19 protein-coding genes are annotated in these 22793 nt (G+C 58.8%); 9 read left to right on the top strand and 10 right to left on the bottom strand.

Annotation, left to right across the window (positions count from 1 at the left end; genetic code table 11):
* The first annotated feature begins 81 nt into the window (after window positions 1-81).
* The gene (locus tag ACTZWX_RS04635; protein ID WP_444712931.1) at window positions 82-2838 is read left to right on the top strand and encodes an ATP-binding protein; all 2757 of its coding nucleotides are present in this window, start codon (window positions 82-84) and stop codon (window positions 2836-2838) included.
* Between the two features lie 13 nt (window positions 2839-2851).
* Here ACTZWX_RS04635 and ACTZWX_RS04630 read toward each other — a convergent pair whose 3' ends face one another.
* Window positions 2852-3217: a hypothetical protein gene (locus tag ACTZWX_RS04630; RefSeq protein ID WP_444712930.1), complete on the bottom strand. Its 366-nt coding sequence runs from the start codon at window positions 3215-3217 to the stop codon at window positions 2852-2854.
* A 231-nt stretch (window positions 3218-3448) separates the two neighbouring features.
* On the opposite strand from ACTZWX_RS04630, the gene ACTZWX_RS04625 reads away from it, so the two are divergent.
* Window positions 3449-4057, top strand: a complete 609-nt coding sequence (locus ACTZWX_RS04625; protein ID WP_444712929.1) for a hypothetical protein — start codon at window positions 3449-3451, stop codon at window positions 4055-4057.
* Window positions 4058-4196: 139 nt separating this feature from the next.
* Window positions 4197-6275 carry a patatin-like phospholipase family protein gene (locus tag ACTZWX_RS04620; RefSeq protein ID WP_444713413.1) on the top strand — a complete coding sequence of 693 codons (2079 nt, stop codon included), beginning with the start codon at window positions 4197-4199 and terminating at the stop codon, window positions 6273-6275.
* 20 nt (window positions 6276-6295) lie between these two features.
* On the opposite strand, the gene ACTZWX_RS04615 is transcribed toward ACTZWX_RS04620, so the two are convergent.
* From ACTZWX_RS04615 to ACTZWX_RS04605, 3 genes are all read right to left on the bottom strand, one after another.
* Window positions 6296-6958: a GntR family transcriptional regulator gene (locus ACTZWX_RS04615; RefSeq protein ID WP_072678631.1), complete on the bottom strand. Its 663-nt coding sequence runs from the start codon at window positions 6956-6958 to the stop codon at window positions 6296-6298.
* Window positions 6959-7035: 77 nt separating this feature from the next.
* A complete protein-coding gene (cls, locus tag ACTZWX_RS04610) occupies window positions 7036-8472 on the bottom strand; it encodes a cardiolipin synthase (RefSeq protein WP_072678630.1) in 1437 nt (478 codons plus the stop codon).
* Window positions 8469-9509, bottom strand: a complete 1041-nt coding sequence (locus tag ACTZWX_RS04605; RefSeq protein ID WP_444712928.1) for an AraC family transcriptional regulator — start codon at window positions 9507-9509, stop codon at window positions 8469-8471. Before ACTZWX_RS04605 ends, cls begins: the two co-directional genes overlap by 4 nt.
* 387 nt (window positions 9510-9896) lie before the next feature.
* Between ACTZWX_RS04605 and ACTZWX_RS04600 the strand changes: the two genes are divergently transcribed.
* From ACTZWX_RS04600 to ACTZWX_RS04585, 4 genes are all read left to right on the top strand, one after another.
* Window positions 9897-10688, top strand: a complete 792-nt coding sequence (locus ACTZWX_RS04600) for an alpha/beta fold hydrolase (protein WP_444712927.1) — start codon at window positions 9897-9899, stop codon at window positions 10686-10688.
* A 102-nt stretch (window positions 10689-10790) separates the two neighbouring features.
* A complete protein-coding gene (locus ACTZWX_RS04595) occupies window positions 10791-11876 on the top strand; it encodes an SMP-30/gluconolactonase/LRE family protein (RefSeq protein WP_444713412.1) in 1086 nt (361 codons plus the stop codon).
* A complete protein-coding gene (locus ACTZWX_RS04590) occupies window positions 11873-12337 on the top strand; it encodes an acyl-CoA thioesterase (protein WP_444712926.1) in 465 nt (154 codons plus the stop codon). Before ACTZWX_RS04595 ends, ACTZWX_RS04590 begins: the two co-directional genes overlap by 4 nt.
* Before the next feature lie 77 nt (window positions 12338-12414).
* Window positions 12415-13395, top strand: coding sequence for an NADP-dependent oxidoreductase (locus ACTZWX_RS04585; RefSeq protein WP_444712925.1), 981 nt, complete (start codon window positions 12415-12417; stop codon window positions 13393-13395).
* On the opposite strand, the gene tcdA is transcribed toward ACTZWX_RS04585, so the two are convergent.
* Together tcdA and ACTZWX_RS04575 are read right to left on the bottom strand one after the other, a co-directional pair.
* Window positions 13392-14189: a tRNA cyclic N6-threonylcarbamoyladenosine(37) synthase TcdA gene (gene tcdA, locus ACTZWX_RS04580; RefSeq protein ID WP_444712924.1), complete on the bottom strand. Its 798-nt coding sequence runs from the start codon at window positions 14187-14189 to the stop codon at window positions 13392-13394. The genes ACTZWX_RS04585 and tcdA overlap by 4 nt on opposite strands.
* Window positions 14190-14447: 258 nt before the next feature.
* A complete protein-coding gene (locus ACTZWX_RS04575; protein ID WP_444712923.1) occupies window positions 14448-16223 on the bottom strand; it encodes an acyl-CoA dehydrogenase C-terminal domain-containing protein in 1776 nt (591 codons plus the stop codon).
* Window positions 16224-16399: 176 nt separating this feature from the next.
* Between ACTZWX_RS04575 and ACTZWX_RS04570 the strand changes: the two genes are divergently transcribed.
* On the top strand, window positions 16400-17134 hold the full coding sequence (locus tag ACTZWX_RS04570) for an SDR family NAD(P)-dependent oxidoreductase (RefSeq protein ID WP_444712922.1): 735 nt from the start codon (window positions 16400-16402) through the stop codon (window positions 17132-17134).
* An 18-nt stretch (window positions 17135-17152) separates the two neighbouring features.
* On the opposite strand, the gene ACTZWX_RS04565 is transcribed toward ACTZWX_RS04570, so the two are convergent.
* The 3 genes from ACTZWX_RS04565 to ACTZWX_RS04555 form a co-directional block, all read right to left on the bottom strand.
* Window positions 17153-18097 (bottom strand): sodium-dependent bicarbonate transport family permease, encoded by a 945-nt coding sequence (locus ACTZWX_RS04565; protein WP_444712921.1) that lies wholly within the window; start codon window positions 18095-18097, stop codon window positions 17153-17155.
* Window positions 18098-18271: 174 nt separating this feature from the next.
* Complete coding sequence (locus ACTZWX_RS04560; RefSeq protein WP_444712920.1) at window positions 18272-18910, bottom strand: ChrR family anti-sigma-E factor; 639 nt, start codon at window positions 18908-18910, stop codon at window positions 18272-18274.
* Window positions 18907-19506, bottom strand: coding sequence for a sigma-70 family RNA polymerase sigma factor (locus ACTZWX_RS04555; protein ID WP_061332542.1), 600 nt, complete (start codon window positions 19504-19506; stop codon window positions 18907-18909). Before ACTZWX_RS04555 ends, ACTZWX_RS04560 begins: the two co-directional genes overlap by 4 nt.
* A 228-nt stretch (window positions 19507-19734) precedes the next feature.
* On the opposite strand from ACTZWX_RS04555, the gene ACTZWX_RS04550 reads away from it, so the two are divergent.
* Window positions 19735-20781 (top strand): AraC family transcriptional regulator, encoded by a 1047-nt coding sequence (locus ACTZWX_RS04550; RefSeq protein ID WP_444712919.1) that lies wholly within the window; start codon window positions 19735-19737, stop codon window positions 20779-20781.
* Between the two features lie 3 nt (window positions 20782-20784).
* Here the strand turns inward: ACTZWX_RS04550 and speA are convergent, their stop codons facing one another.
* A complete protein-coding gene (gene speA / locus ACTZWX_RS04545) occupies window positions 20785-22695 on the bottom strand; it encodes a biosynthetic arginine decarboxylase (protein ID WP_444712918.1) in 1911 nt (636 codons plus the stop codon).
* Between the last annotated feature and the right edge of the window lie 98 nt (window positions 22696-22793).

Raw genomic sequence — 22793 nt, 5'->3', positions numbered from 1 at the left:
TTGTACGGTGAGGCAGTATGAAATCTTCCACATTTGCAGGTATTGTTCCCTGAAATGTAGTGGAACCACCGAGGATATCCAGTGAAGTCTCTTCCACAATTATTGTGTGGCCTCTTGTTTGTCCTGATTCAAGGGGTCGTTTGGGCGGAACCGCCCCAGGCGTCGCCGGCGCCGGTTCTGGGCGCTGCAGATCTGGAGTGGTTGGGCCAGCAGGAAGGCTTCCGGGTGGCTGTCAGGCAGAGCCAGGTGCCGCTGGTGTTCGATACCGGTGAGGGTGCGCTGGCGGGTATCTGGATTGATTATCTCGCTCGCGTGTCAGATAAGCTTGGCGTGCCGGTTGAGCCTTTCATGGCGGTCGACCAGGGCGACGATGCCGATCTGGTTCTGACCACCCGCATTCCGGGATCGCCGGTGATCCCGGGCCTTCGGCACACCTCACCGATGATGTCGCTGACCTATGGGATCTTTGTGAATGCCGGTGATGCCGCCTACCGGACGCTGTCGGATCTGGAATCTGCCAACGTCGCGATTATTGGTGGCGATCCCAACCAGTTCCCACTGCTGGACCCGATTGATAACTTTTCTCCGGTGCCCGTCGCCAGTCTGGGGGAGGCCATCAGCCTGGTCTTGTCCGGCAAAGCCGACGCCTTCCTTGGACCGGTACCGGTGGTCTCGGATTACCTGGAGTCGGCGATGATCAATGGCATTGGCCTGGCGGTCCTGCTGGATAATCGCCCGGTGGACGTGGTTTTGCAAGTGCCGACCAGCCGAGACCGTTTATTCCGGGTGTTCGACCAGGCCATTCTGGCCTTGAGCCACAACGAACACCGGGATATTCGCCAATCCTGGTTGCAGGCGAATATGCCAGCCCTTGAGGGACGTGGCGTGGCCCTGACCGCTTCGGAGCTTGAGTGGTTGAAGCGTCATCCCGGGCTGAAAGTGGGTATGCGTGGCGATTGGCCACCGTTTGAATTCGAGCAGGACGGCCGCCCGGCGGGCCTTGCCTCTGACCTGGTCAAACGCCTGGAGGAGAACCTGGATGTTCGCTTCAACCGGGTGATTGCGAGCTCCCGACAGTCGGCCGAGGACATGTTGAAGGCGGGTGAAGTGGATATTCTGCCGGGCATGTCGCGCACCCCCCGAACCGAACAGGAATTCCTGTTCACCCGGGCCTATGTGTCGGTACCGATTGCCCTGGCCATCCGGGATAATGGCCGGTTCATTGGTGATCTGAGGGAGCTGCGGGATGAGCGGGTCGGTGTGGTCAATCGCCAGGCCAGCCATGACTATCTGTTAATCAATCATCCAAACCTGGACCTTTACCCGCAAAGAACCGTGGAAGACGGGCTTCTGGCGCTGTCCAACGGCGACCTGGATGTGATGGTCACGCATATTCCGGCGGTGAGTTACACGGTTGCACGACTGGGCCTGTCGAACCTGCGGATTACCAGCATCACGCCCTATCAATATGACCTGCGGCTGGCGGTCAGCAAGGACAACCCGGTTTTACACCGCATCCTCAACAAGGCCCTGAGCAGCCTGCCAGCATCGGAAACCGAGGCGGTGTATAACCGCTGGATACACCTGGATATCGAACAGGAAACCGACTACACGGTGGTCAGGCGCATCATTTTGATTGCCATTGTGGTGGTACTGATTTTCCTCTACTGGAACCGCAAGCTGTCGCTGGAAGTGGATGAACGGATTCGGTCCGAGAATGCCTTGCGTCGCAGTGAAGATGAACTGCGAGCGGCCAAGCTTGAGGCCGAACGCCTGGCCCGGGAGGCGGAAACGGCGAGCAGGGCCAAGAGTGAGTTCCTGGCCAATATGTCCCATGAGATCCGAACCCCGATGAATGCGGTCATTGGTTACAGCGATCTGCTCTACAACTCGGTGACTGATCCCCAGCAGCGCAACTATTTGAACGCCATCCGCGCTGGCAGCCGCAGCCTGTTAATGCTGATCAACGACATTCTTGACCTGTCACGGATAGAGGCTGGCAAGATGCGCCTGGACTTCGGCCCGGTTTCGGTTCGCCGGCTGCTCAGCGATGTCCGGCATATCTTTGATCTGCGAGCGACCGAGCAGGGCATTACCCTGGAGGTGAGCGTAGGCTCTGGCATGCCCTCGGCAATGATGTTGGATGAAACCCGGTTGCGCCAGGTGTTGTTCAATCTGGTGGGCAATGCCATCAAGTTCACCCATGAGGGTGGAGTGACAGTGCGGGCCGTGGCCAAAGAACTGGAGGAATCGACCGGTAAGGACGCGGATATCCGCTACTACCGGTTGAAAGTGACCGTGGCCGACACCGGCATTGGCATTGCGCCGGATCAGCAGGACCGTATTTTCGATGCCTTTGAGCAGCAGGAAGGTCAGAGCTCCCGGCGATACGGGGGCACCGGCCTGGGTCTGGCCATCAGCCGGAAGCTGGTGGAAATGATGGGCGGTGAGCTGACGGTAAAGAGTGAACCGGATGTTGGGTCCACCTTTACTCTCGTGTTGCCCCGGGTTGAGGCTACCGTAGAGCAGGCGGAAGATGACGGGACTCCGGAGGAAGCCGAGCGGCTGCTGGCCCAGACCATGAGTATGCAGGAGCGAGGCTGGCTGCGGGAGAAGCTGGCGGAGGACTTTGGTGACCAGTGGCAGGATGTTCGTGAAAGCGGCGACCCGGAACAGATGAAGGACTTTGCGCTACGAATTGTTGAATGGGGGCAGCGTCATCGTTCGCCGTCGGTGACTAGCTACGGCGAAAAACTGCTGGCGGATGTAGAGGCGTTCAATCTGGATGCGGTTAATACGGCCCTTGAAGCCTTCCCCAAATTGCTGGGCCAGCGTTGAGCTGACCAGCGGCTTAGAGGCAGTCGAACTGGGATTTGCGGTCAAACGCCACTGACACCATGTCGTACCCTGAGTCTGACAGGGAGCGAACCAGCGCCCTGTCTTTCAGCAGGGTCATGCAGACTTTGTGGACGCTGGCCTGAAGCTGCTCACTTTCCGGATTCTGCTCAGCGAGTCGGAAGTCGACGATCAGATATTTACGGTCGACGGCGGCTTGTTCCGGGATGTCTTCCCGTTCCACGCTTTCAAAACCGATGTAGGTGGCTTCCTGGTTCGAAAAAACCTGGCTCATCAAAACGTCAAGATTTTCGGCGTGTGCCTGGCTGGGTGGGATCGATAACGCAACCGCGGATGCGAAGGCGTATAGTCTGGTGCGCATAACGAGCACTCCCGAAAACGGATGAGATGACTTCTATGTTACCAAGTGTAAAGTTTGGTTACGGTTGATTATTGCAGAGAGTGTTGAAAATTTCGTCATTGATTCCCGGTATTTTTCAATTGTTTGCATTTTGGACATAATTCCGCGCTGCGGGGTGTTTGCCTGCCTGTCGCAGAGCTGGTTTTCCGCTATTATGGAGCCAGAACCATTGGGAAAGTGAGAGGGATAGCCATGTTCCAGCTTGTATTCAAGGGTGAGTGCGCGCCAGGCACTGATGTTGAGACTGCCCGTAACAACGCCCGGGCCCTGTTCAAGGCCAGCGTGGAGCAACTGGACCGCATGTTCAGTGGCCAGCCCGTTGTTATTCGTAACAAGCTGGAACAGGTTCAGGCAGAGAAGTACCAGGCGGTACTGCGCAAGCATGGCATGATTGCCCATGTACAACCGATGGCCGGGGCTGCTCAGGCTGCGGACCCGGCACCGAAACCTGCGCCGGTTTCCCAGGCTGATCAGCAAGCCGAGACTGAAGCACCATCGGCCCCGCCGAAATCGGCCTCTGAGGGCAACGTGCCGGCGACCGAGCCCGGAGATCGCCTACCGGTGGCCGGTGACAAAGTGGATGATATCCTCGCGGGCTCGGGCCTGACCCTGGACCCGGTGGGTGTCACCCTTGTGGAACATGAAGACCCGGAAGCGCCGATGTTCGAGCACCTGGATGACTGGAGCCTGGCGCCTCCTGGCTCCGATCTGGGTGTAAAACGAGATCTGCCACCGCCGATGGTTCCGGACGTTTCCCACCTTTCCCTGGCCGACGATGACAAACACCGCGACAAGAGCTGACCGGGATTTGCCTGACCGGCGGTATTATCTGTGTCTGCTGTTCATTCTGGTGCCCCTGTTGTGGGCGCCAGTACTGGCGTCGGAGCCCTCAGAACGCCCGAAAGTTGGGCTGGTGCTCAGCGGTGGCGGTGCCAAAGGCATGGCCCATGTGGGTGTTCTGAGGGTGCTGGAAGAAATGCGGGTGCCTGTGGACGTGGTGGTGGGCACCAGTGCCGGCTCCGCCGTGGCCGCACTCTACGCTTCGGGCATGTCGGTATCCGAGATTGAGCAGCGGTTTCTGGAACTGGACTGGTTGTCCAGCTTCCGCGACGATCCCGGCCGGGCGTTCAAGCCGGTCCGGCGCAAACAGGACGACTGGCGTTTGCCACTGGTGCCGGGCCTGGGGGTCAGCACGCAGGGTGTGCACCTGGGTGGCGGCCTGGTGACCGGGCAGAATCTTGGTTTCATCCTCAATGAACTCACCCGCAATGCCGCCCTGGTTGAAAATTTCGACCAGTTACCCATTCCCTACCGAGCTGTGGCCACCGACCTTGAAACCGGGGAAGAGGTGGTCATCGGAGACGGTAGTCTTGCCGAAGCGATTCGGGCCAGTATGAGCATTCCGGGCGTTTACGCGCCAGTTGAGCGCAATGGTCGGCTGTTGGTGGACGGAGGGGTTGCCAACAATCTTCCAGTCAGCGTGGCTCGGGAGATGGGCGCGGATGTGGTCATTGCCGTGGATATCACCGATCCGATGATGAGCGCCGATCAATTGCGAGAGGCTTTCTCGGTGGTGGGGCAACTGACTACCCTGATAACCCGCAGGAATACCGATGCCCAACTGGCGCTGCTGACCGAGCAGGACGTGCTGGTGCACCCGGACCTCGAAGGCTTTGGCTCCGCCGATTTTTACGATGCGCCGGTGCTGTTTGAACTGGGTGCCACCGCCGCCCGTGAGCATGCGGTTGCCCTGAACCGGCTGTCGGTGTCTGAGGAGCAGTGGGTGGCGTACCAGTCGCGCCGTGCCGCAGGCAGTTGGGTGCCCGGGCCTGTGGTTCGGGTGGAGATCGCCCAGGGCGAGCGTCTGGCGACGGACTTCCTGAGGGAGCGGATTCGCCAGCAACCGGGGCAAGAGCTGGACGTACCGGAGCTTGAGGCAGACCTGAAGCGTATCTATGGCCTTGGCTATTACGAATCCGTCGGCTGGTCACTGGCGCCCACGGAAGCGGGGCCGGTCCTTGTGATACAGGCGCGGGAGAAAAGCTGGGGACCGAATTACCTGTCGTTCGGGCTCAACTATGAAGATAACTTCGAGGGAAATACCCGCTTTAACCTGGCAGCCGGCCTGCGCATGACCGAGCTGAACCGGTTGGGTGCCGAATGGCTGACCGGCGTTCAGTTGGGTACCCAGCCCTGGGTCCGAAGCCAGTGGTACCAGCCGCTGACCTACGGTTATGACCGGTTTGCCGTTGTCGGTGTGGAGTATCGCCGGGACGATTACAGCATTTACGATCAGGGGCGGCGCATCTCGGAAGTGGATGTCACCTTCCGGCAAGTGGACCTGGCCCTGGGCATGGAGCTGGGAGGCAACGGAGAAGTTCGTCTGGCCTATGTGCGCGGGTATGCCTCGGTTGACGACGAAGTGGGTGTTCCGGTCGCCCCCACCGACAATGTGCATCAGGGGCATGTCAGCTTGCAGCTGGTGCACGATTCCCTGAGCGATGCCTTCTTCCCGAAATCCGGTGCTTTTGCCGGGATCCGCGGGCGGATTGAGCGGGAAGATCTCGGTTCAGACCGGCACTTTGATGGCGTGACGGCGATGCTGCTGGGCACTGGCACCTGGGAGCGATTTAACCTGACCGGGCTGTTGTATACCCGCCAGATTTTCAGCGGCGAGGCCGGTATTGAAAATGCCGCCCGTTTGGGTGGCTTTCGCCAGCTTTCAGCCTACGCCCCGGGGGAAATTACCGGCAACGACGCCGTGTTGGCTTCCGTTTACGGTCGGCGGGAGTTTGGTGGTCCGGTCATGCCCTGGTTTGCCGGCGCCGGTTTTGAAACCGGCAATGCGTGGGACAGTATGCGTGATGCCAGCTGGAGCGACACCGTGCGGTCCTGGAGTGCCTTTGCTGGCGTGGATACCCTGCTCGGGCCGGTGCAACTGGCCGCTGCCTACAACAACGAGGATAACTGGACCGCCTACCTGAACATTGGCTTCTCTTTTACCCAGCTGTTCTACTGACCCATCAGCCAGCGCCAGTCTCAACCCACGTTGATGGCGGCCAGAACCTGTTCGCATTGCTGGATGGCGTATCGGTGCAGGATGCTTGCCAGGGCCGCTTCGTCCCGGTTGCCAATGGCGCGTATGGATTCTTCCATGTGTGCCAGATTGTCCTCCAGTACTTGTGCCCCGCCTTGGCGAAAGGCGACAAATGCACAGCGTTTGGCCGAGGGCCAGAGGTCATCAATGGCGGAGACGATAAAGTAGTTGTCCGCGTACACCAGTGACGCCTTGGTGTATTCAATGCCCAGTTCCAGAAACGCCATCAGGTCGTTTTTCTGGTAGCAGTCCTTCATTTGCCGATACAGATTTTCAAGCCGGGCCATGTCCTCGGGTTGCCATTGTCGCACCAGTTTTTGGCCGGTGTGGGTCAGGTACAGTTCGAGAATTTCATAGAGACTTCGTACAAAGTGCTCGTCCAGCGGGGTAACGAACGCCCCCTTGCGTGGCACGTTGCGGACCAGGTGCCGTTTTTCCAGCAGTAACAGCGCCTCGCGGATGGAACCATGACTGACGTCCATCTCTTTGGCCATGGAGCTTTCGTAGATGCGCTCACCGGATCTAAGCTGTTCAAAGGCAATCAGGTTTTCAATATGGCGGGCGACTTGTTCGGTCAGGGTTTCTCTGGGCTTGAATGCGTTCATGGGTTATTTGTTTACAGCAGGTGAACCGTCGGAAAGGCCATGGTCGCACAATGTTTTTGCCGGAGCCAGAATAACCGCTATAGCAACGGCGCCAGCAGTCGCACCGCGCGACAGCTGAGTCGGAAGAGGATGGATCGGTCCTGGTAGTCTCGCTCAGTCATTCTCTGGCAGTACTCAAGGTCTTCCCGGAGCATGGAGTCGACCGAGCGGACGAAGTCCTCGTTGGTGTTCACCGCCGTGATCTCGAAGTTCAGGCGCATGGAGCGATTGTCCAGGTTCGCCGTGCCCACGGCAGCATAACGGTCATCCACCAGCACCACTTTCTGGTGCATGAAACCGGGCTGGTAGCGATAGATCCCGATGCCGGCCTGGCTGGCTTGCACCAGGTAGGAATAGGCCGCCAGGCGAATAAGCCGGCTGTCGGATTTTTCAGGAATCAGGATGCGAACGTCCACCCCCCGCAGCGCCGCCAGCTGCAGGGCGTTCATGATCTGGAAATCCGGTACAAAATAGGGCGATGCAATCCAGATTCGGGTGCGGGCATTGTTGATGCTGTTCAGGAAGAATAGCGTGCAGGTTTCCCAGGTGTCTGCAGGCCCGGTAGGCAGCACCAGAACCTGTTGATCACCGCCGGTGTCAAAGCCCGGGTGCCAGTCCAGTTCCGGGCGGATATTGCTGGCCCAGTGCCAGTCTTCCAGCCACGCCAGCTGCAAACCGGTCACCGCCGGGCCCTCAATCCGACAGTGGGTATCGCGCCAGGGTTCCTGGTCCATCGCCGTGCCCAGGTATTCGTCGCCCAGGTTAATGCCGCCAACAAAGCCCACCTTGCCATCACAGACCAGTAACTTCCGGTGGTTCCGGAAATTGATCTGGAAACGCCGGCGGCGCACGTTACCGTTGCCGAACGAAGCGATGCGCGCGCCGGCGGCTGACAGTTCGTTAAGCCAGCGCCGTGACAGCAACACACTGCCGATGTCGTCGTAAAGAAACCACACCTCGACACCCTGCGCCAGCTTGCGTTCCAGAATCGCCTTGATGCGCTGCCCCACCTTGTCTGAGCGCACGATGTAGAACTCCAGCAGAATGTATTGCCTGGCATCCTCCATGGCTTCGAACAGGGCCTCAAATGTTGCGGTTCCGTCTTTCAGCAGTGTGCACTGGTTGCCGCTGGTAAACGGTTGCCGGCTCAACTTGCACAGTACCTGAAGCTCATCGCTGAAATGTTCGTGGCCTGGGTTGGAGATCGACGTGGTCTGCTTCTCGAACTGGTCCAGCAGCGTGGTCAGAGACTGATCCCCCATCCGGCGGGCTTTGACATAACCGCCAAAGCGGCTTCGGCCGAACAGAACAAACAGTGGCACCGCGATATAGGGCAGGCCTACCAGTGCGATGATCCAGGCAATGGCCCCTTGGGCGGTGCGATAGCTGAGCAGGATCCGATAAATGCAGGCCAGGGCTGCCAGGTACAGTGCGGCAAGGGGGATGGCCAGCAATGACAGGTTATCCGGAGTCATTCGTTACCTTCCTGATGGTTTGCCCGAAACTGGGCCGGTGCCATGCCGGTCCAGCGTTTGAAGGCACGGCTGAAGGCGCTGAGTTCAGAAAAACCCAGCAGGAAGGCAATTTCCCCCAGGGCATACTGGTCGTCAGCTACATACCGAAGGGCCTTGTCCTGGCGCACCTGTTCCACCAGATCATGAAAACTCAAGCCCTCTTTTTTCAGCTTGCGGTACAGGGTTTGGCGGCTCATGTGGCACTGCCGGGCCAGTGTGTCGGCATCAATGCGATCAGTGGCCATTTGCCGTGAAATCAGGCGGCGAACCTTGCGGCTGAAAGACTTCCGCGTTTGCAGGCGGGCCAGCACCGCATTGACCTGCTTCAGCACGGCGGAATAGACATACGGGTTGCGATGGGGAATCGGGTGCCCAAGGTGCTGGCTGGAGAACGCCATTCTGGTGATGCCGGTACCAAAAATAACCGGCCCGCCAAACAGTTTCCGGTACTCGCTGGCATAGCCGGGTTCCGGATGGGCCACTTCCAACCAGTCGGCTTCAATGCCCCGGTGAATAAAGTGACGGGTTCGACACAGCGCCGCCGCCAGGGTGCGATCCATATCCTGACGACAGTAGTGATCGGGGTGGTCTGGCTGCCAGGTCAGGATGGCCTGATCCGGCGTTTGCTCAAAGCTCAGGGTTACCGATTCGTTGATCAGCCGGTGCAGGCGCACATACTGCACGACGGCCTCGCCCAGAGTGTCGCAATTGAAGAAAACATGCCCAACCAGGCCCATTCGTTCAGGGTCAACCACCTGCCCGGCGTGCAGTCCAACACCGGGGTCTCCGGTCAGCTGTTCGGCCAGATCCCAAAGTTGGTAGTGGGTGCTGGCGGGAATGCGCAAATCCGGATCTTCCAGGGCTTCCAGGCTAAGGCCGATGAGGGGTTCAATCCGGGAGCGATTTAACAGCCCGAGCGTATCCAGGTAATGCACGAGCGCCAGTGTGCTGGAGGCCGCAACCTGCGGGGTATCCGCTTGGTCCGTTTGCGCGTGCATGCCGATGGTTGGCTCCGGGTGGTTGTGTGTCAGAGTGATACAAAATGTCAAACGATTGGCACAGCCAGTCAACGGCTTGCCATAGTTTCAACGATAGCATGGTACTCATCAGGTTGAAGTAGCCAACAGGCAAAATGGAGGTGTTGTATGGAACGGGAAATCTTTGTACCCCATAACGAGGCCGAGCGTAAAAACGTTTTGGCACTGGCGGAGTATCTGGACAGCATCTTCTACTGCTGAGCTGTCCGTCGTAATGTCTGTGACCTTCTGGCCGGGTTCATCCCGGCTTTTTTGTGCCTGCGGTTTGCCTGCCTAATTTCTCCTTGCCCCCGAGTCTGGCGATGGTAGTGTATCCGGTTCATCCCCATCACTGGAGGCTGTCAGCGTATGACCGTTGAACTGAATCATCGTATTACCGGCCAGGGCGAGCCCCTGATCCTGCTGCATGGGCTGTTCGGCTCCCTTGAGAACCTTGGAGGTATCGCCCGCCGCCTGGAAGATGGTTGGCAGATTCACGCCCTCGATCAGCGCAATCATGGCAGCTCACCCCACACTGACGACATGGACTACCCGGCCATGGCGGCCGATGTGGTGGCCTACATGGACGCCCACAATCTGGACAAGGCCTGGGTGCTGGGTCATTCCATGGGCGGCAAGGTGGCGATGCAGGTCGCCTTGGGTTATCCGGAGCGGGTCAAGGGGATCATAGTCGCGGACATCGCACCGGTCACCTACAAAGCCCGGCATGATGCGGTTCTGGACGGCATGAAAAACCTGGAGCTGGTTGGCGTAACAACCCGCCAGGAAGCGGACAAGCGCCTGGCTGAATTTGTTGAAATCCCTGGCGTGCGGCAGTTCCTGCTGAAAAACCTGGAGCGGAAACCGGCAGAGCAGGCCGGTAATGGGGATCAGCTGTTCCGCTGGCGTCTGAATCTACCTGTGATTGACACCTGTTATCAGAAGCTGGCCGCCGCGCCGGAGGGTGAGGGCCCGTACAATGGTCCGGTGTTGTTTATCAAAGGCGCTGATTCCGCCTATATCCAAAGCAAACATCAAGACACCATCCGGCAACTGTTCCCAGCCGCCGAACTGAAGATAATCGAGGGTACCGGGCACTGGCTGCATGCTGAAAAGCCCGATACCTTTGCGGCTTTGTGTCGTCGTTTTCTCGGATCCTGACGGCCTGTCCTGCGTTGCCAGAAACCCGGTAATGTCTGCTAAGGTTAGGGTGCTTTGATATTGCCTTCCGTCTAACAATCACCAATGGATCGGGCGCTCATGATGAAATGGTTGTTGATAGGCCTGCTGGTCATCTTTCTGCTGCTGGGCAGTTTCCTGCTCACGCCGTCGCCGGTTGACAGCAAGGCCTGGGAGGCACCATCGCCTCCGGCCATGACCGGTGTGCTGGCGCCCAATGAACGCCTGCGCCTGGCAGACTTGCTAGCCCGGGGCCAGGTCTATGGTCCGGAAGATACAACCATTGATGCAAACGGCGGGCTTTACGCCGGCACCCAGGACGGCAAAATCGTGCGGGTGTTTCCGGATGGCACCGTAGAGAACTGGCTGGAAACCGGCGGACGGCCACTGGGTATGGTATTCGATGCCCAGGGCAACCTGATTGTCGCTGATGCCTGGAAAGGCCTGTTGTCCATCACCCCAGACGGCACCCTGTCGGTACTGACCCGCGAGGCCGAAGGCACGCCGTTCCGCTTTACTGACGACGTGGACATAGCACCGGACGGCCGTATCTATTTCACTGACGCCAGCTCCCGCTTTCGCCAGCCGGATTACATTCTGGACTTGCTGGAGATGCGCCCCTACGGCCGCCTGCTTCGCTATAACCCCCGTACCCGCCGTACCGAAGTCCTGCTGGCCAATCTGCACTTTGCCAACGGTGTGGCGGTGTCGCCGGCGGGTGACTATGTGCTGGTTAACGAAACCTGGAAGTACCGCATCCTGAAATACTGGATCACCGGGCCCAGGGCCGGCCAGGCAGAAGTGTTTGCGGACAACCTGCCGGGATTTCCCGATAATCTGGCGGTGGATGATCAGGGCCGCTACTGGGTTGCGTTTCCAACCCTGCGCAATGCCCAGGTGGACAGCATGCATCGCAAACCCTGGCTGAAGAATCTGGTGGCCAAGTTGCCTGACAGTCTGAAGCCCCAGCCACAGGAGTATGGGCTGGTGGTTGCCTTCGATACCAGCGGTAAGATGATCACCAGCCTGCACGATACCCGCGGCAGCCACCTTCAGGAAATCACCTCGGTGAATCCCCATGATGGCGTTCTATACTTTGGTTCACTTCACAATGACCGTATTGGCCGGCTACCGTTGCACGCTATTCCTGGCCTTGGAGAGCAACCATGACACGGGCACTGAACTGGGACTTGCCTGACCCGTTTACCATGACCATCACCGTTCGCCCGGAGGACACCGACCGCCTGGGGCACGCCAATAACGTGGTGTATGTGCGCTGGCTGGAAGAAGTGAGTTGGCAGCACATCGACAGCCTGGGCATGACCTGGGCCCTGCACGAAGAAACCGGCAAGGCCATGGCGATTACCCGCACTGAGCTGGATTACCTGGCCTCTGCCAATGCCGGGGATGAACTGGTGCTGGGTACCTGGCTCACTGACTGGGATGGCCGTTTCCGCTCTGCCCGGCAGTTTCAGCTGATTCGCCCGGCCGATGGCAAAACCTTGCTGCGGGCGCTCTCTACCCATGCCTGTGTCGATATGAAATCCCAGCGGCCAGCCCGGGCGCCCAAGGCCTTCGCCGAGATACTTGGCAGCGCGCTGGTTGCCGGCGGGCGGGGCCTGCCCGGTTGAGGCCGGGCCGGTAAAATTCTGCTAGTCTGAGAGTTCAGGCCGGTAACGGCACCGTTCACTGCTGTCTGGAGACGCCCATGGAATCATCTGATCTGACCGAAACCGGCACCATGCGCCACGTGGTCTATGATCGCTTTGGTGAGCGTGATGTGCTGCGCGTGACAGAATCGCCCATTCCGGAACCGGGTGAGGGCGAGGTGCTTGTTCGGGTACACGGCGCTGGCCTCAATCCCATCGACTGGAAAACCCGTAAGGGCATGGGGTTCGTCGCCACCCAGATAGAAAACAGTCTGCCCTGGACGCCCGGTTACGACGCGGCCGGTGAGGTGGTGGAAGTGGGCGAGGGCGTGACCACACTGGTGCCGGGCGACCGGGTGATGGGCATGATCGGCTTCCCGGTCACCGGCGGAGCCTACGCCGAGTACGCCATTGCCGACGCTGAAGATCTCGCCATTGTGCCGGAAGAGCTGGACCTGATCGCGGCGGCCGGCGTGCCCCTGGCGGCACTCACGGCCTGGCAGGCCCTGTTTGAAGTGGCGGAGCTGGAGTCTGGCCAGAAAATCCTGATTCATGCCGGGGCCGGTGGTGTTGGGCACTTTGGGGTTCAGTTTGCCCTGGAGCGGGGCGCCCACGTCATCGTGACGGCGTCCTCCCGTAACCGGGATTTTCTGGCGGAGCTGGGGGTGCATGAGGTGATTGATTACCACACCACTGACTTCACCGAAGAATGCTACGGCCTGGACGTTGTGCTGGACCTGGTAGGGGGCGAGACCGGCAAACGCTCCCTGCAAACCCTCAGTGACTCCGGCGTGCTGGTAACCATCCCTACGGTGACTGCCGATGACGTGGTCAGCGCCGCAGAAGCCATGGGCGTTCGAGCCCACGGCATGCGCTCACGGCCAGATGCCTTCCATCTGGAGGAAATCGCCGAGTTGATTGAAGACGGTGATGTGAAGGTCCATGTTGAGCAGGTATTTTCCCTGGATCAGGTACAGGCAGCCCACGAACTGCTGGAAGGCGGTCATGTGCGGGGCAAGCTGGTGCTGGATTGCCGTTAATCGGCCTGATTGGCTTTGCGGGCAATCCGGTTCAGTAGCCGGGAGGCGGCAAAGAAGCCAAAACTGGCGGTTACCGGGCTGGCTGCGCCGAAGCCGGAGGCGCAGTCGAGCCGCACCGGACCCTCGGTGGCTGGTTTCTGCAGGCATACCTCGCCATCGGCGGCTGGGTAGGTGAGCTGTTCCAGTGAATACACCGCCTCAATTCCAAAACGCCGCTTTGGATTCCGGGAGAACCCGTACTCCCGGCGCAGCATATTACGCACTTTTGCCAACAACGGGTCCTGGGTGGTCTTGCTCAGGTCTGCCACCTGAATCTGGGTTGGGTCCATCTGGCCGCCAGCCCCGCCGGCACAGACAATCGGAATCTTGCGCCGCTGGCAATGGGCAATCAGCGCTGCTTTCGCCTTCACGCTGTCGATGGCATCCACCACTCCGGTCATATCCTCGGTAATCAACTCCTCCACGTTTTTGGTGGTCAGAAACCCGAAATGCACGCGAATATCTGCCTGGGGATTGATGGCCTTCAGTCGCTCGGCTATGGCATCGGTCTTGGTGCGGCCATACTGGCCTTCCAGTGCGTGCAGCTGACGATTGGTGTTGGACACGCAGATATCGTCCATATCAATCAGGGTGAGTGTGCCGATACCGCTGCGCGCCAGGGATTCCGCCGCCCAGGAGCCAACACCGCCCAGGCCGACGATGGCTATGTGGGCATTACGGAAAGCGTTCAGGGCCTTGCGGCCATAGAGGCGCTCTATGCCGCCAAAGCGGAACGGATAATCATCGGCGGTCATGCAGCCTCCGGAATGCAGGGGAGAAAACAAAGGCGCATTGTAACCGAGACAGCGGCGGGCGGGAAAACACCATAAAAAAAGCCGCGCAAGAGCGCGGCTTCAAGAAGGTACCCGGCTCGGCAAGAGGCGGGTTGGACTAGTTCAGAGACACTAATCAACGTGACTATTATCAAGTTCTGATCTGTCTTTAAGAAGGTCAGAAGTTGCCAACTGTCGGTCATTTTCGGCCAGCCATTTTGGCCAGACCGGTATTGCCGTTTAAGCCACCCAGTGCTCGTCTTCAAATGCCATCAGGCTGTCTTTGCCGGTCTGGATGTCTTTCAGCAGCCAGTCCACTTCAGGCATCAGCTTCTCGAAATAGTAGCGGGCGGATACCTGCTTGCTCTCAAGCAACGGCTTAATGCCCTCTCCGAGTTGCAGCTGCTGGCCTGCGACGCCGGCCATGCGGGACCACAGATAGCCGATCACGGTCAGGGCCATAATCCGCAGGTACGGGGTGGCGGCAGCGCCGGCCTGTTCCGGATCTTTGGGGGCATTCTGGGCCAGCCACATGGTGGCCTGCTCCAGACTCTTCAGCGCACCCTTGAGTTCTTCGCGGTACGGCGCCTCCGGGTTGTCCTTCAGGTATCCAGTCAGTTCTGCGAACAGGGCGCGAACCAGCTGGCCACCTTTGAGGGACAGCTTCCGGCCCACCAGGTCCATCGCCTGGATGCCGTTGGTGCCCTCATAGATGCGGGCGATACGGCCGTCGCGAACCAGTTGCTCCAGGGGCCAATCCTGGGTGAAGCCAGAGCCACCCAGAACCTGCTGGCCCCAGTTGGCGTTGTTATAGCCTTCGTCGGTCAGGAAGGCTTTAACCACAGGCGTCAGCAGCTGCACCAGGTCGTCGGCGTTTTCACGCACGCTTTCATCCGGGTGAGCCACGGAAAGATCCAGCTGGTGGCCAGTGAACAGCGCCAGCGCCCGCATACCTTCGTTCAGCACCTTCTGGCGCATCAGCATGCGGCGCACGTCCGGGTGCACAATGATCGCGTCAGCCGGACCGTTCGGGTTCTTGGGGCCGCTCAGGGAACGGCTCTGCAGGCGTTCCCTGGCAAATGCCAGGCTTTCCTGGTAAGCCATCTCAGCCAGGCCAAGGCCTTGCATGCCCACCATCAGCCGAGCTTCGTTCATCATGGTGAACATGGCGCTCATACCCTTGTTAGGCTCGCCGACCAGCCAGCCTTTGGCGCCTTCAAAATTCATAACGCAGGTGGCGGAGCCTTTGATGCCCATCTTGTGCTCAAGGCCACCACAGAAGGCCGGGTTGCGCTCGCCGGAATCTGGCAGGAACTTGGGTACCACAAACAGGGATATGCCCTTGGTGGTGTCCGGTGCGCCCGGCAACTTGGCCAGTACCAGGTGTACAATGTTGTCGACCAGGTCGTGCTCACCGCCGGTGATCCAGATTTTGGTGCCCTCGATGGCATAGCTGCCGTCGTCATTGGGTGTGGCCTTGGTGCGGATCAGGCCCAGATCGGTGCCGCACTGGGGCTCGGTCAGACACATGGTGCCGGTCCACTCGCCGGAAATCAGTTTTTCCAGATAAGTCTGCTTCAACTCCTCGGAGCCGTGCGCGTACAGGGCGCTGATGGCGCCGTGGGTCAAGCCCGGGTACATGCCCAGGGACAGGTTGGTGGAGCACACCATTTCGTCCACGACAAACTTCAGGGTGTGGGGCAGGCCCTGCCCGCCGAATTCCAGTGGTGCATCCAGGGCGGTCCAGCCACCTTCCACAAACTTCCGGTAGGCCTCTTTGAAGCCGTCAGGTGTCTTGACCGATTTGGTTTCCGGATCGTAGCTACAACCCTGGCGATCGCCCACCTGGTTAGTAGGCTGGATGACCTCTGCCGCCAGTTTGCCGGCTTCATCGATCACCGCCGAAATCAGATCCGGAGTCGCATCGGCGTACTTTTCCAGTTCGTGCAGTTTGTCTGCGCCCAACACATCAAACAACAGAAAGCGAAGATCGTTCGCTGGTGCCTGGTATTGCATGGATACTCTCCTGTTTGGATATAGCAGTCTGGATGACTGCCGGATGTCGTTGTTTCAATCCGGAAGTGTCTCTTCATACGAGCGTTTGAATTTTTTGGTTTGCTGGCTGGTGGCCCGAAGGCATTGAATTTTCGTATCACCGTCATGGTATCCATTGATAGTGGAAGGGCGTGGGAATGACGATCGTGATTGCCGGTATATCCGGTGCAATTGGTGCGGCGTTGGCAAAACGCTATCTGGAGACTTGCCCGGAACAGGCCGTCATTGGTCTGTGCCGAGATCCTCAGTGGGCACCGGACGATCTCAGAAATCATCCCGGTGTGAGATTGCTGGCCTGGGATGCGGACGATGAGCAGCGGCTTGATAAAGCCGAGTTGAAAACGGCATTGGACGGTTCCGGCCCGATCGTCACGGTGATTTACGCCGCTGGCCTGCTGCATGACGACCGGCTTTTTCCCGAGAAGCGATTGGAAGACGTGGCGGCTGCTAACATGGCCCGTGCTTTCGCGGTCAACGCCACCGGATTTGCCTTGCTGATCCAGGCCCTGCTGCCCTGGCTGCGGCATCGTGAGTTCAAGCGCGTGGCAGCCATCTCGGCCAAGGTGGGGTCGATATCCGATAACGGGTTTGGCGGCTGGTATGCTTATCGGAGTTCAAAAGCCGCCCTGAATATGCTGGTGCGGAATCTTTCCATCGAACTGCCTCGCCGGTGCAAGCCCATTGCCTGCGTGGCGCTGCATCCGGGGACCACCGAGTCGGCCCTGAGTTCACCGTTCAGCCAGTCACTGTCCAAACTGACGGTACATACGCCCTTGCAGACGGCTGATAACCTGATCCGGGTATTGGGCGCCCTGGACGACAGCAGTAACGGTCGATTCTTCAGTTGGGATGGTTCGGAGTTACCCTGGTAGGCGGCGCCATGCGGGACACTATAGCGGCACCGCCCAGCTGAGCATGGAGTAATAAAGCCCGATGCCGACGAGCACATTGAATGGAAAGGTGACGCCCAGGGAAGCCAGCATGGCCAGGCCGATATTGGCATCGGGAACGGCGTGGCGAATTGCCACCGGTGCGGCGATGTAGGACGCACTGGCGGTGAGGGTGGCGAGGATGACGATAGAGCCGGTGTCGAGCCCGAGCAGAGTGCCCACCGTTAGCCCCGCCACCGACAGCACGGGGGGCATTGCAAGCCCGAATAGTACGATTCTCCAGTGGATCAGCTTCAGGTTGCGCAGGGTTTCGGCGGCCACCAGCCCCATCTCCAGCAGGAACAGCGACAGAATGACGGAAAAGGCGCTGGTGAGGGGGGCGGTGACCCCGGTGCCCTGTCCTGGCCCGTAAAGCGCTCCAATGACCACGCCACCCACCAGCAGGATAACGCTTCGGTTGGTCAGGGTTTCCTGCCAGAGCGGCGTGCCCTTGGCATCGCCAGTGCGTTTGCCAAAACGTCTGTAGAACCAAAGCCCGACCATGATGGCAGGTAACTCCAGAAGTACCAGATAGAGCGTGACCTGGCCGCCGGAGCTGAGGCCGCGAGTTTCAACCCAAGCCAGGGCGACGGCAAAAGTGCCCGCACTGACCGAGCCATAATGGGCGGCAAAACTGGCGGTGTCGGCGATCGACAAGCCGACGCCGTAGCGCAGGATCGGGATCATCAGCAGGGGTAACGCAAAACCAAGGCCTGCTATCGCAAGCATCTCCAGAAGCAGGTCTGGTGCCAGGTTCCCATACAGGGCCATTCCGCCCTTCAGGCCAATGGTGAGCATCAGCAGCAGGCTAAGAATGTCGTAGGCTTCTCGTGGAATGGACAGGTCAGATTTGACGGTTCCTGCTACCAGGCCGAGCAGGAAAAACATGACGATGATGTCGGGCATGTGTCAGCTATTGCGTTTTGAATGGGGCTGGAGTTGTTACCTACTATGGATCAGTTTAGGGCGATGGGCGCCCAAGTCAATTAAACCATTACCGGATTGCGATAACGGATCTTCGGTCGCCACAAAAAACGGAGGCAACCTGCCTCCGTTTTTCACTGGACTGATCAACTGAACTTACCGAATGAACGGATTCAACATCCTGGTGAAGGTGCCCGTCAGCTTGACCGGGGCGCTCAGTACAGACAATGTAATGCAGTCTTCACACCCGACGGCAACGGGCCTGTGCTCGTCCTGCTCATTTAACACCACAAAATCCCATTGGTTGAACACGCCCTTCTGGTCGGCGAACGCACCCTGCAGCACAATCGTTGTCTCATCACCGCGGTGAGTGTGGGCCGGAGCCTTGCCGCCTGCCACCAGTTTCTGCAGTACCACCCGCTCACCCTGGCCGGGAAACTTTTCCGAAATATCCAGTACGCTGACATCGCCCAGCTGACGTTTCCAGGGAAGCTCGTTGATGTCCTCACCAAGCAACTTCTGCAGCGGGCTCAATCGCGGTGCCTGCATAACCGGTGAAGCATCCTGGGGGACTGAGTCAATGCGCGCCATCAACTGCTCAAAACTGCCGACCGACACAGTGACCTTGGGCTGCTGTTCCATCATCACCGCGCCCAGGCTGTTCAGGGTGTCCACCCGGCTCCTACAGTGTGGGCACTGCTCGAGGTGCAGCCGGATGCAGAGAGCATGGGGCTCAGTCAGATTGCCAGCGCTGTATTCCATCAGGCTGAGACTGTCGGGGTGGTGCCGTGTCATACGTTCTGATCCTGCAAAATCACTTTTAACTTGTTCAATGCCAGGCGTACCCGGCTCTTCACGGTTCCCAGGGGGATCTGAAGTTCATCCGCCACCATCTGGTGGGATTTGTGCTCCATGTAGACCTTGGCAATCACGGTAATCTGTTCTTCTGGCAACTGGCTGAGCGATTCCCGAATCCGGCGTTCCGACATCAGCCGATGCAAGGAAGTCACGGGCTCATCTTCGTTGTCGCCCGGAATTTGCCACAAATCCTCGGTCTCCACCGCCATTTCAGCGCTGGTTCGCTGCATCTTTCGCAGCATATCAATCCGCTGATTACGGGCAATGGTAAAAATCCAGGTAGACGCCGCAGCCTTACGCCAGTCATACAGGCAGGAGCGGCGCCAGATGGAAATAAACACTTCCTGCACCAGTTCTTCGGCGTGGCTGGCCATGCCGTTGGAAATGGCGTAGTACTTTATCTGCGGCGCAAAGTGCTCGAACAAAGCGTGGTATGCAGCTCTATCCTGGTGTTTGCCTACTTTTTCCAGCAAGACACCCCAAGGGTCCTTTCGGCCCTCGGCTTTCGCTGGTTGCTGATCCAGTGTGGTCACCGGACGCTCCTTGACAGTCGCATGAGTTGAGCTGATTACAGTCATCATTCTAGGCACTCGCCGCTGGTTTGTCAGTCTGGTTATTTACGGGAGGCTGCAAGAAGTGGATTTCCTTGAGTGAAAAAAAATCTGGCCGCATTGTCGGCGGAGTTGTGTCAGTGGAGTGATTGCCGGATCCCAGAGCAGGCGCTAGTCTGACAACCATAATAACGACTCAAAGTTCAAACCATGAACGCACTGCTTTCCGGTGGCACCCTGCCTGTTATCCGGGCCCATTACGCAGAGATTCTTTGCCAGCTGGCAGAGGAGCGGGGCGTTGCCCAGCAAGAGCTGGTCAGCGCTGCCGGTATCCGCCAGCCACAACTGGGTCACCCGGATAATTTCATTACCCTGGACCAGTTCACGGAGCTGTGTCGTCAAGCCTTTGTTCGCTGCAAGGACGACAGCCTGGGGCTGGAGTTTGGCCGGCGCCTGAAATTTACCGCCCATGGTGCGCTGTCTCAGGCCGCCATCAGCTGCGACACCCTCGATCAGGCGCTGCGGGTGTTGATCAAATATTTTCGGATTCGTTTTGCCTACATGGCCCTGTCGTTTTTTATCGAAGGCGATGAAGCTGTCATTCAGCTCGATATCAAGCACGACACCCGGGATTTACATCGTTTCAACATCGAGGTCGTCCTGGCTTCCCTGATGGAAGTGAACAACTTGCTGTTTGGTCAGCGGTTGTTGGAGGGCGGGCGATGCCTGGTGGACTACGAACAACCAGCCAATGTGGGGCCTTACCAGCCGCTGTTTGGCAATGCCGTGAGTTTCTGCACCGGTGTTAACCAGCTCCGCTTCCAAAAGCAGTTTTTGAGCCTGCCGTTATCCTTGTCCAATCCTGTGGCTCGTCGCGTGGCTGAAGCTCAATGCGAGGAAGAAATGCGGCAGATGGAGGCATCCACCTCAGTAACGGAACGAGTGGTCAGGATGCTGGAATCGGTTCGTGACGGCCGCCTGCTGAGTCTGGAGGATGTGGCCGGGCAGTTACATGTGTCTGCTCGTACTCTGCGCCGCCAGCTGGCGGCAGAAGGCGCTCGTTTCCAGATGCTACAGGAAACCGTGCGCCATCAACGGGCGCTGGATTATCTAAGGCGACACTCTCCCCTGAGTATCGACGACATTTCGGAACACCTGGGGTACAGCGACCCATCCAATTTTGGCCGAGCCTTTCGCAAATGGGAGGGGATTTCACCCTCGGCCTGGCGCAGATTGCACCAGACCGACGATGATTGAGGGCTACTCCTCCAGGTAAGTGTAGCCCTCAAGACCGGCTTTCAGTTCGTCCAGTAATCGGTCCTGTGTGGGTTTATCCAGGTTGCTGGCGGCAAACTTATCCTGGTAGGACTTGATCAGGTTCTCCGGTTCAAAGTTGACGTAACGAAGCACCTTGGCGACGGTGTCGCCGGTAATGGGCTTGCCAATGTCATACTCGCCCTGGTTGTTCAGCCGCACATCCACCGAGTGGGTATCGCCGAACAGGTTGTGCATGTCTCCCAGGATCTCCTGATAGGCGCCGGTCATGAAGAACCCCATCAGCAGTGGCTCGCCCTCTTTCTCCTCCGGCAATGCCAGGGTAGTTTCGATGCCCTGGCCGTCCACGTACTGGTCAATCCGGCCGTCCGAATCACAGGTAATGTCCTGAATCACCGCGCGCCGGCTCAGCGGGCGGTTCAGGCCATTGATCGGCATCACCGGGAAAATCTGGTCGATGCCCCAGACATCCGGCAGGGACTGGAACAGGGAAAAGTTAACAAAGAGCTTTTCAGCGAGCTTTTCGTTGAGTTCATCGATAATTTCCCGGTGCGCCCGACTGCCACTGTCCAGCTGAACCCGAAGCAGGCGGCAGCAGGTGGTGTAGAGGGTTTCGGCCTGCGCTCGCTCGCTGAGTGACAGCAGACCATGGGCGAACTGGGCGTGGACATCGTTCATCGCATGCAGCACATCGTGGTAAATCTCGGCCAGCGACCGGGGTGAGTGATCATCCTGCAGGCTGAGAAAGTCGCGCCAAAGGTCATGCAGTGGTGCTGGTGCGTCTGCTTCAGGCTCAGTGACTTCCCGATGGTCTGGAGATTCCCGATCAATCACGTTGGTGACCAGAACCGAGTGGTGGGCTGTCAGGGCCCGGCCGGATTCACTGATCAGGTCCGGGTGGGGAATGCCCTGGCGATCGCATTCGGCTTGCAGCACATGCACCACGTTATAGGCGTATTCAAACACGCTGTAATTCATTGAGCAGCTGCTGCGGGAGCGGGTGCCCTCATAGTCCACGCTCAGGCCGCCGCCGATATCCACGGTGCCGACGGGTGCGCCCAACTGGTGCAGTTCCGTGTAGAAGCGGGCGCATTCCTTCAGGCCGGTCTGGATATCGCGGATGTTGGCAATTTGTGAACCCAGGTGGAAGTGCAGCAGCTGCAGGGTACCCAGAGCGCCAGCCTGTTTAAGGGTATTCACCACATCCAGAACCTGGCTGGCGGACAACCCGAACTTGGATTTTTCTCCGCCGGTGTTCTGCCAGTTACCTTTGCCAATGGTGGCCAATCGCGCCCGCACGCCAATCAGGGGTGATACCTCAAGACGCTCGGCCTCTTCCAGTATCAGAGGCAGTTCCGATTGCTTCTCCACCACGATAAACACCCGGTGGCCCAGCTTCTGGCCGATCAGGGCCAGGCGGATATACTCACGGTCTTTATAGCCGTTGCAGACAATCACTGACCCCGCTTTGGGGGCAAGGGCCAATACCGCCATCAATTCCGGCTTGCTGCCGGCTTCGAGCCCGACCTGTCCGGCCGAGGCGGCGGGTTGTGCCGCCAACAGCTCTTCCACAACCCGTCGCTGCTGGTTCACTTTGATCGGGTAGACCGCGGTATAGCGGCCCTTGTAGCCCTGTTCGGCGGTCACCTTGTTGAAGGCGCCACAAAGCTTGTTCACCCGGTCGTGCAGTATGTCGGTAAAACGGATCAGTACCGGCAGGGCAATCCCGGACTCGGCCAGAGACCGGGTCAGGTCAGGAAGGTTGATGCGGGCTGCGGTCCGCCCCCGGTCCGGGCAGATCTCGACTTCACCCCGGGGAGTCACCGCGATGTAGCCATCACTCCAGTGAGCGATGTTATAAACCTTGTGGGCAGGTAAGGCTGTGGTTTCAGGCATTGTTGCTATCCTGTCAGGAAACCGGAATGGCCCGCAGGCCGTTGTCAGGCTGCATTGTAGGACCTGACAGGCCGGATCGAAAGCATTGCCAGGCCACG

The sequence above is a fragment of the Marinobacter sp. NSM genome (genome assembly GCF_052380025.1).
In the GTDB taxonomy this organism is placed as follows: Bacteria; Pseudomonadota; Gammaproteobacteria; order Pseudomonadales; family Oleiphilaceae; genus Marinobacter.
Note: the sequence above shows the minus strand (reverse complement) of the source record. Positions and strands in the feature narration are given on the sequence as shown.

Coding starts and splice junctions, on each gene's coding strand:
- tcdA (WP_444712924.1), bottom strand. CDS start 14,189: ATGACCGCCGATGATTATCCGTTCCGCTTTGGCGGCATAGAGCGCCTC.
- cls (WP_072678630.1), bottom strand. CDS start 8,472: ATGACTCCGGATAACCTGTCATTGCTGGCCATCCCCCTTGCCGCACTG.
- ACTZWX_RS04565 (WP_444712921.1), bottom strand. CDS start 18,097: ATGCCCGACATCATCGTCATGTTTTTCCTGCTCGGCCTGGTAGCAGGA.
- ACTZWX_RS04615 (WP_072678631.1), bottom strand. CDS start 6,958: ATGAACGCATTCAAGCCCAGAGAAACCCTGACCGAACAAGTCGCCCGC.
- ACTZWX_RS04605 (WP_444712928.1), bottom strand. CDS start 9,509: ATGCACGCGCAAACGGACCAAGCGGATACCCCGCAGGTTGCGGCCTCC.
- ACTZWX_RS04600 (WP_444712927.1), top strand. CDS start 9,897: ATGACCGTTGAACTGAATCATCGTATTACCGGCCAGGGCGAGCCCCTG.
- ACTZWX_RS04595 (WP_444713412.1), top strand. CDS start 10,791: ATGAAATGGTTGTTGATAGGCCTGCTGGTCATCTTTCTGCTGCTGGGC.
- ACTZWX_RS04560 (WP_444712920.1), bottom strand. CDS start 18,910: ATGACACGGCACCACCCCGACAGTCTCAGCCTGATGGAATACAGCGCT.
- ACTZWX_RS04630 (WP_444712930.1), bottom strand. CDS start 3,217: ATGCGCACCAGACTATACGCCTTCGCATCCGCGGTTGCGTTATCGATC.
- ACTZWX_RS04620 (WP_444713413.1), top strand. CDS start 4,197: ATGGCCCATGTGGGTGTTCTGAGGGTGCTGGAAGAAATGCGGGTGCCT.
- ACTZWX_RS04590 (WP_444712926.1), top strand. CDS start 11,873: ATGACACGGGCACTGAACTGGGACTTGCCTGACCCGTTTACCATGACC.
- ACTZWX_RS04570 (WP_444712922.1), top strand. CDS start 16,400: ATGACGATCGTGATTGCCGGTATATCCGGTGCAATTGGTGCGGCGTTG.
- ACTZWX_RS04550 (WP_444712919.1), top strand. CDS start 19,735: ATGAACGCACTGCTTTCCGGTGGCACCCTGCCTGTTATCCGGGCCCAT.
- speA (WP_444712918.1), bottom strand. CDS start 22,695: ATGCCTGAAACCACAGCCTTACCTGCCCACAAGGTTTATAACATCGCT.
- ACTZWX_RS04575 (WP_444712923.1), bottom strand. CDS start 16,223: ATGCAATACCAGGCACCAGCGAACGATCTTCGCTTTCTGTTGTTTGAT.
- ACTZWX_RS04625 (WP_444712929.1), top strand. CDS start 3,449: ATGTTCCAGCTTGTATTCAAGGGTGAGTGCGCGCCAGGCACTGATGTT.
- ACTZWX_RS04585 (WP_444712925.1), top strand. CDS start 12,415: ATGGAATCATCTGATCTGACCGAAACCGGCACCATGCGCCACGTGGTC.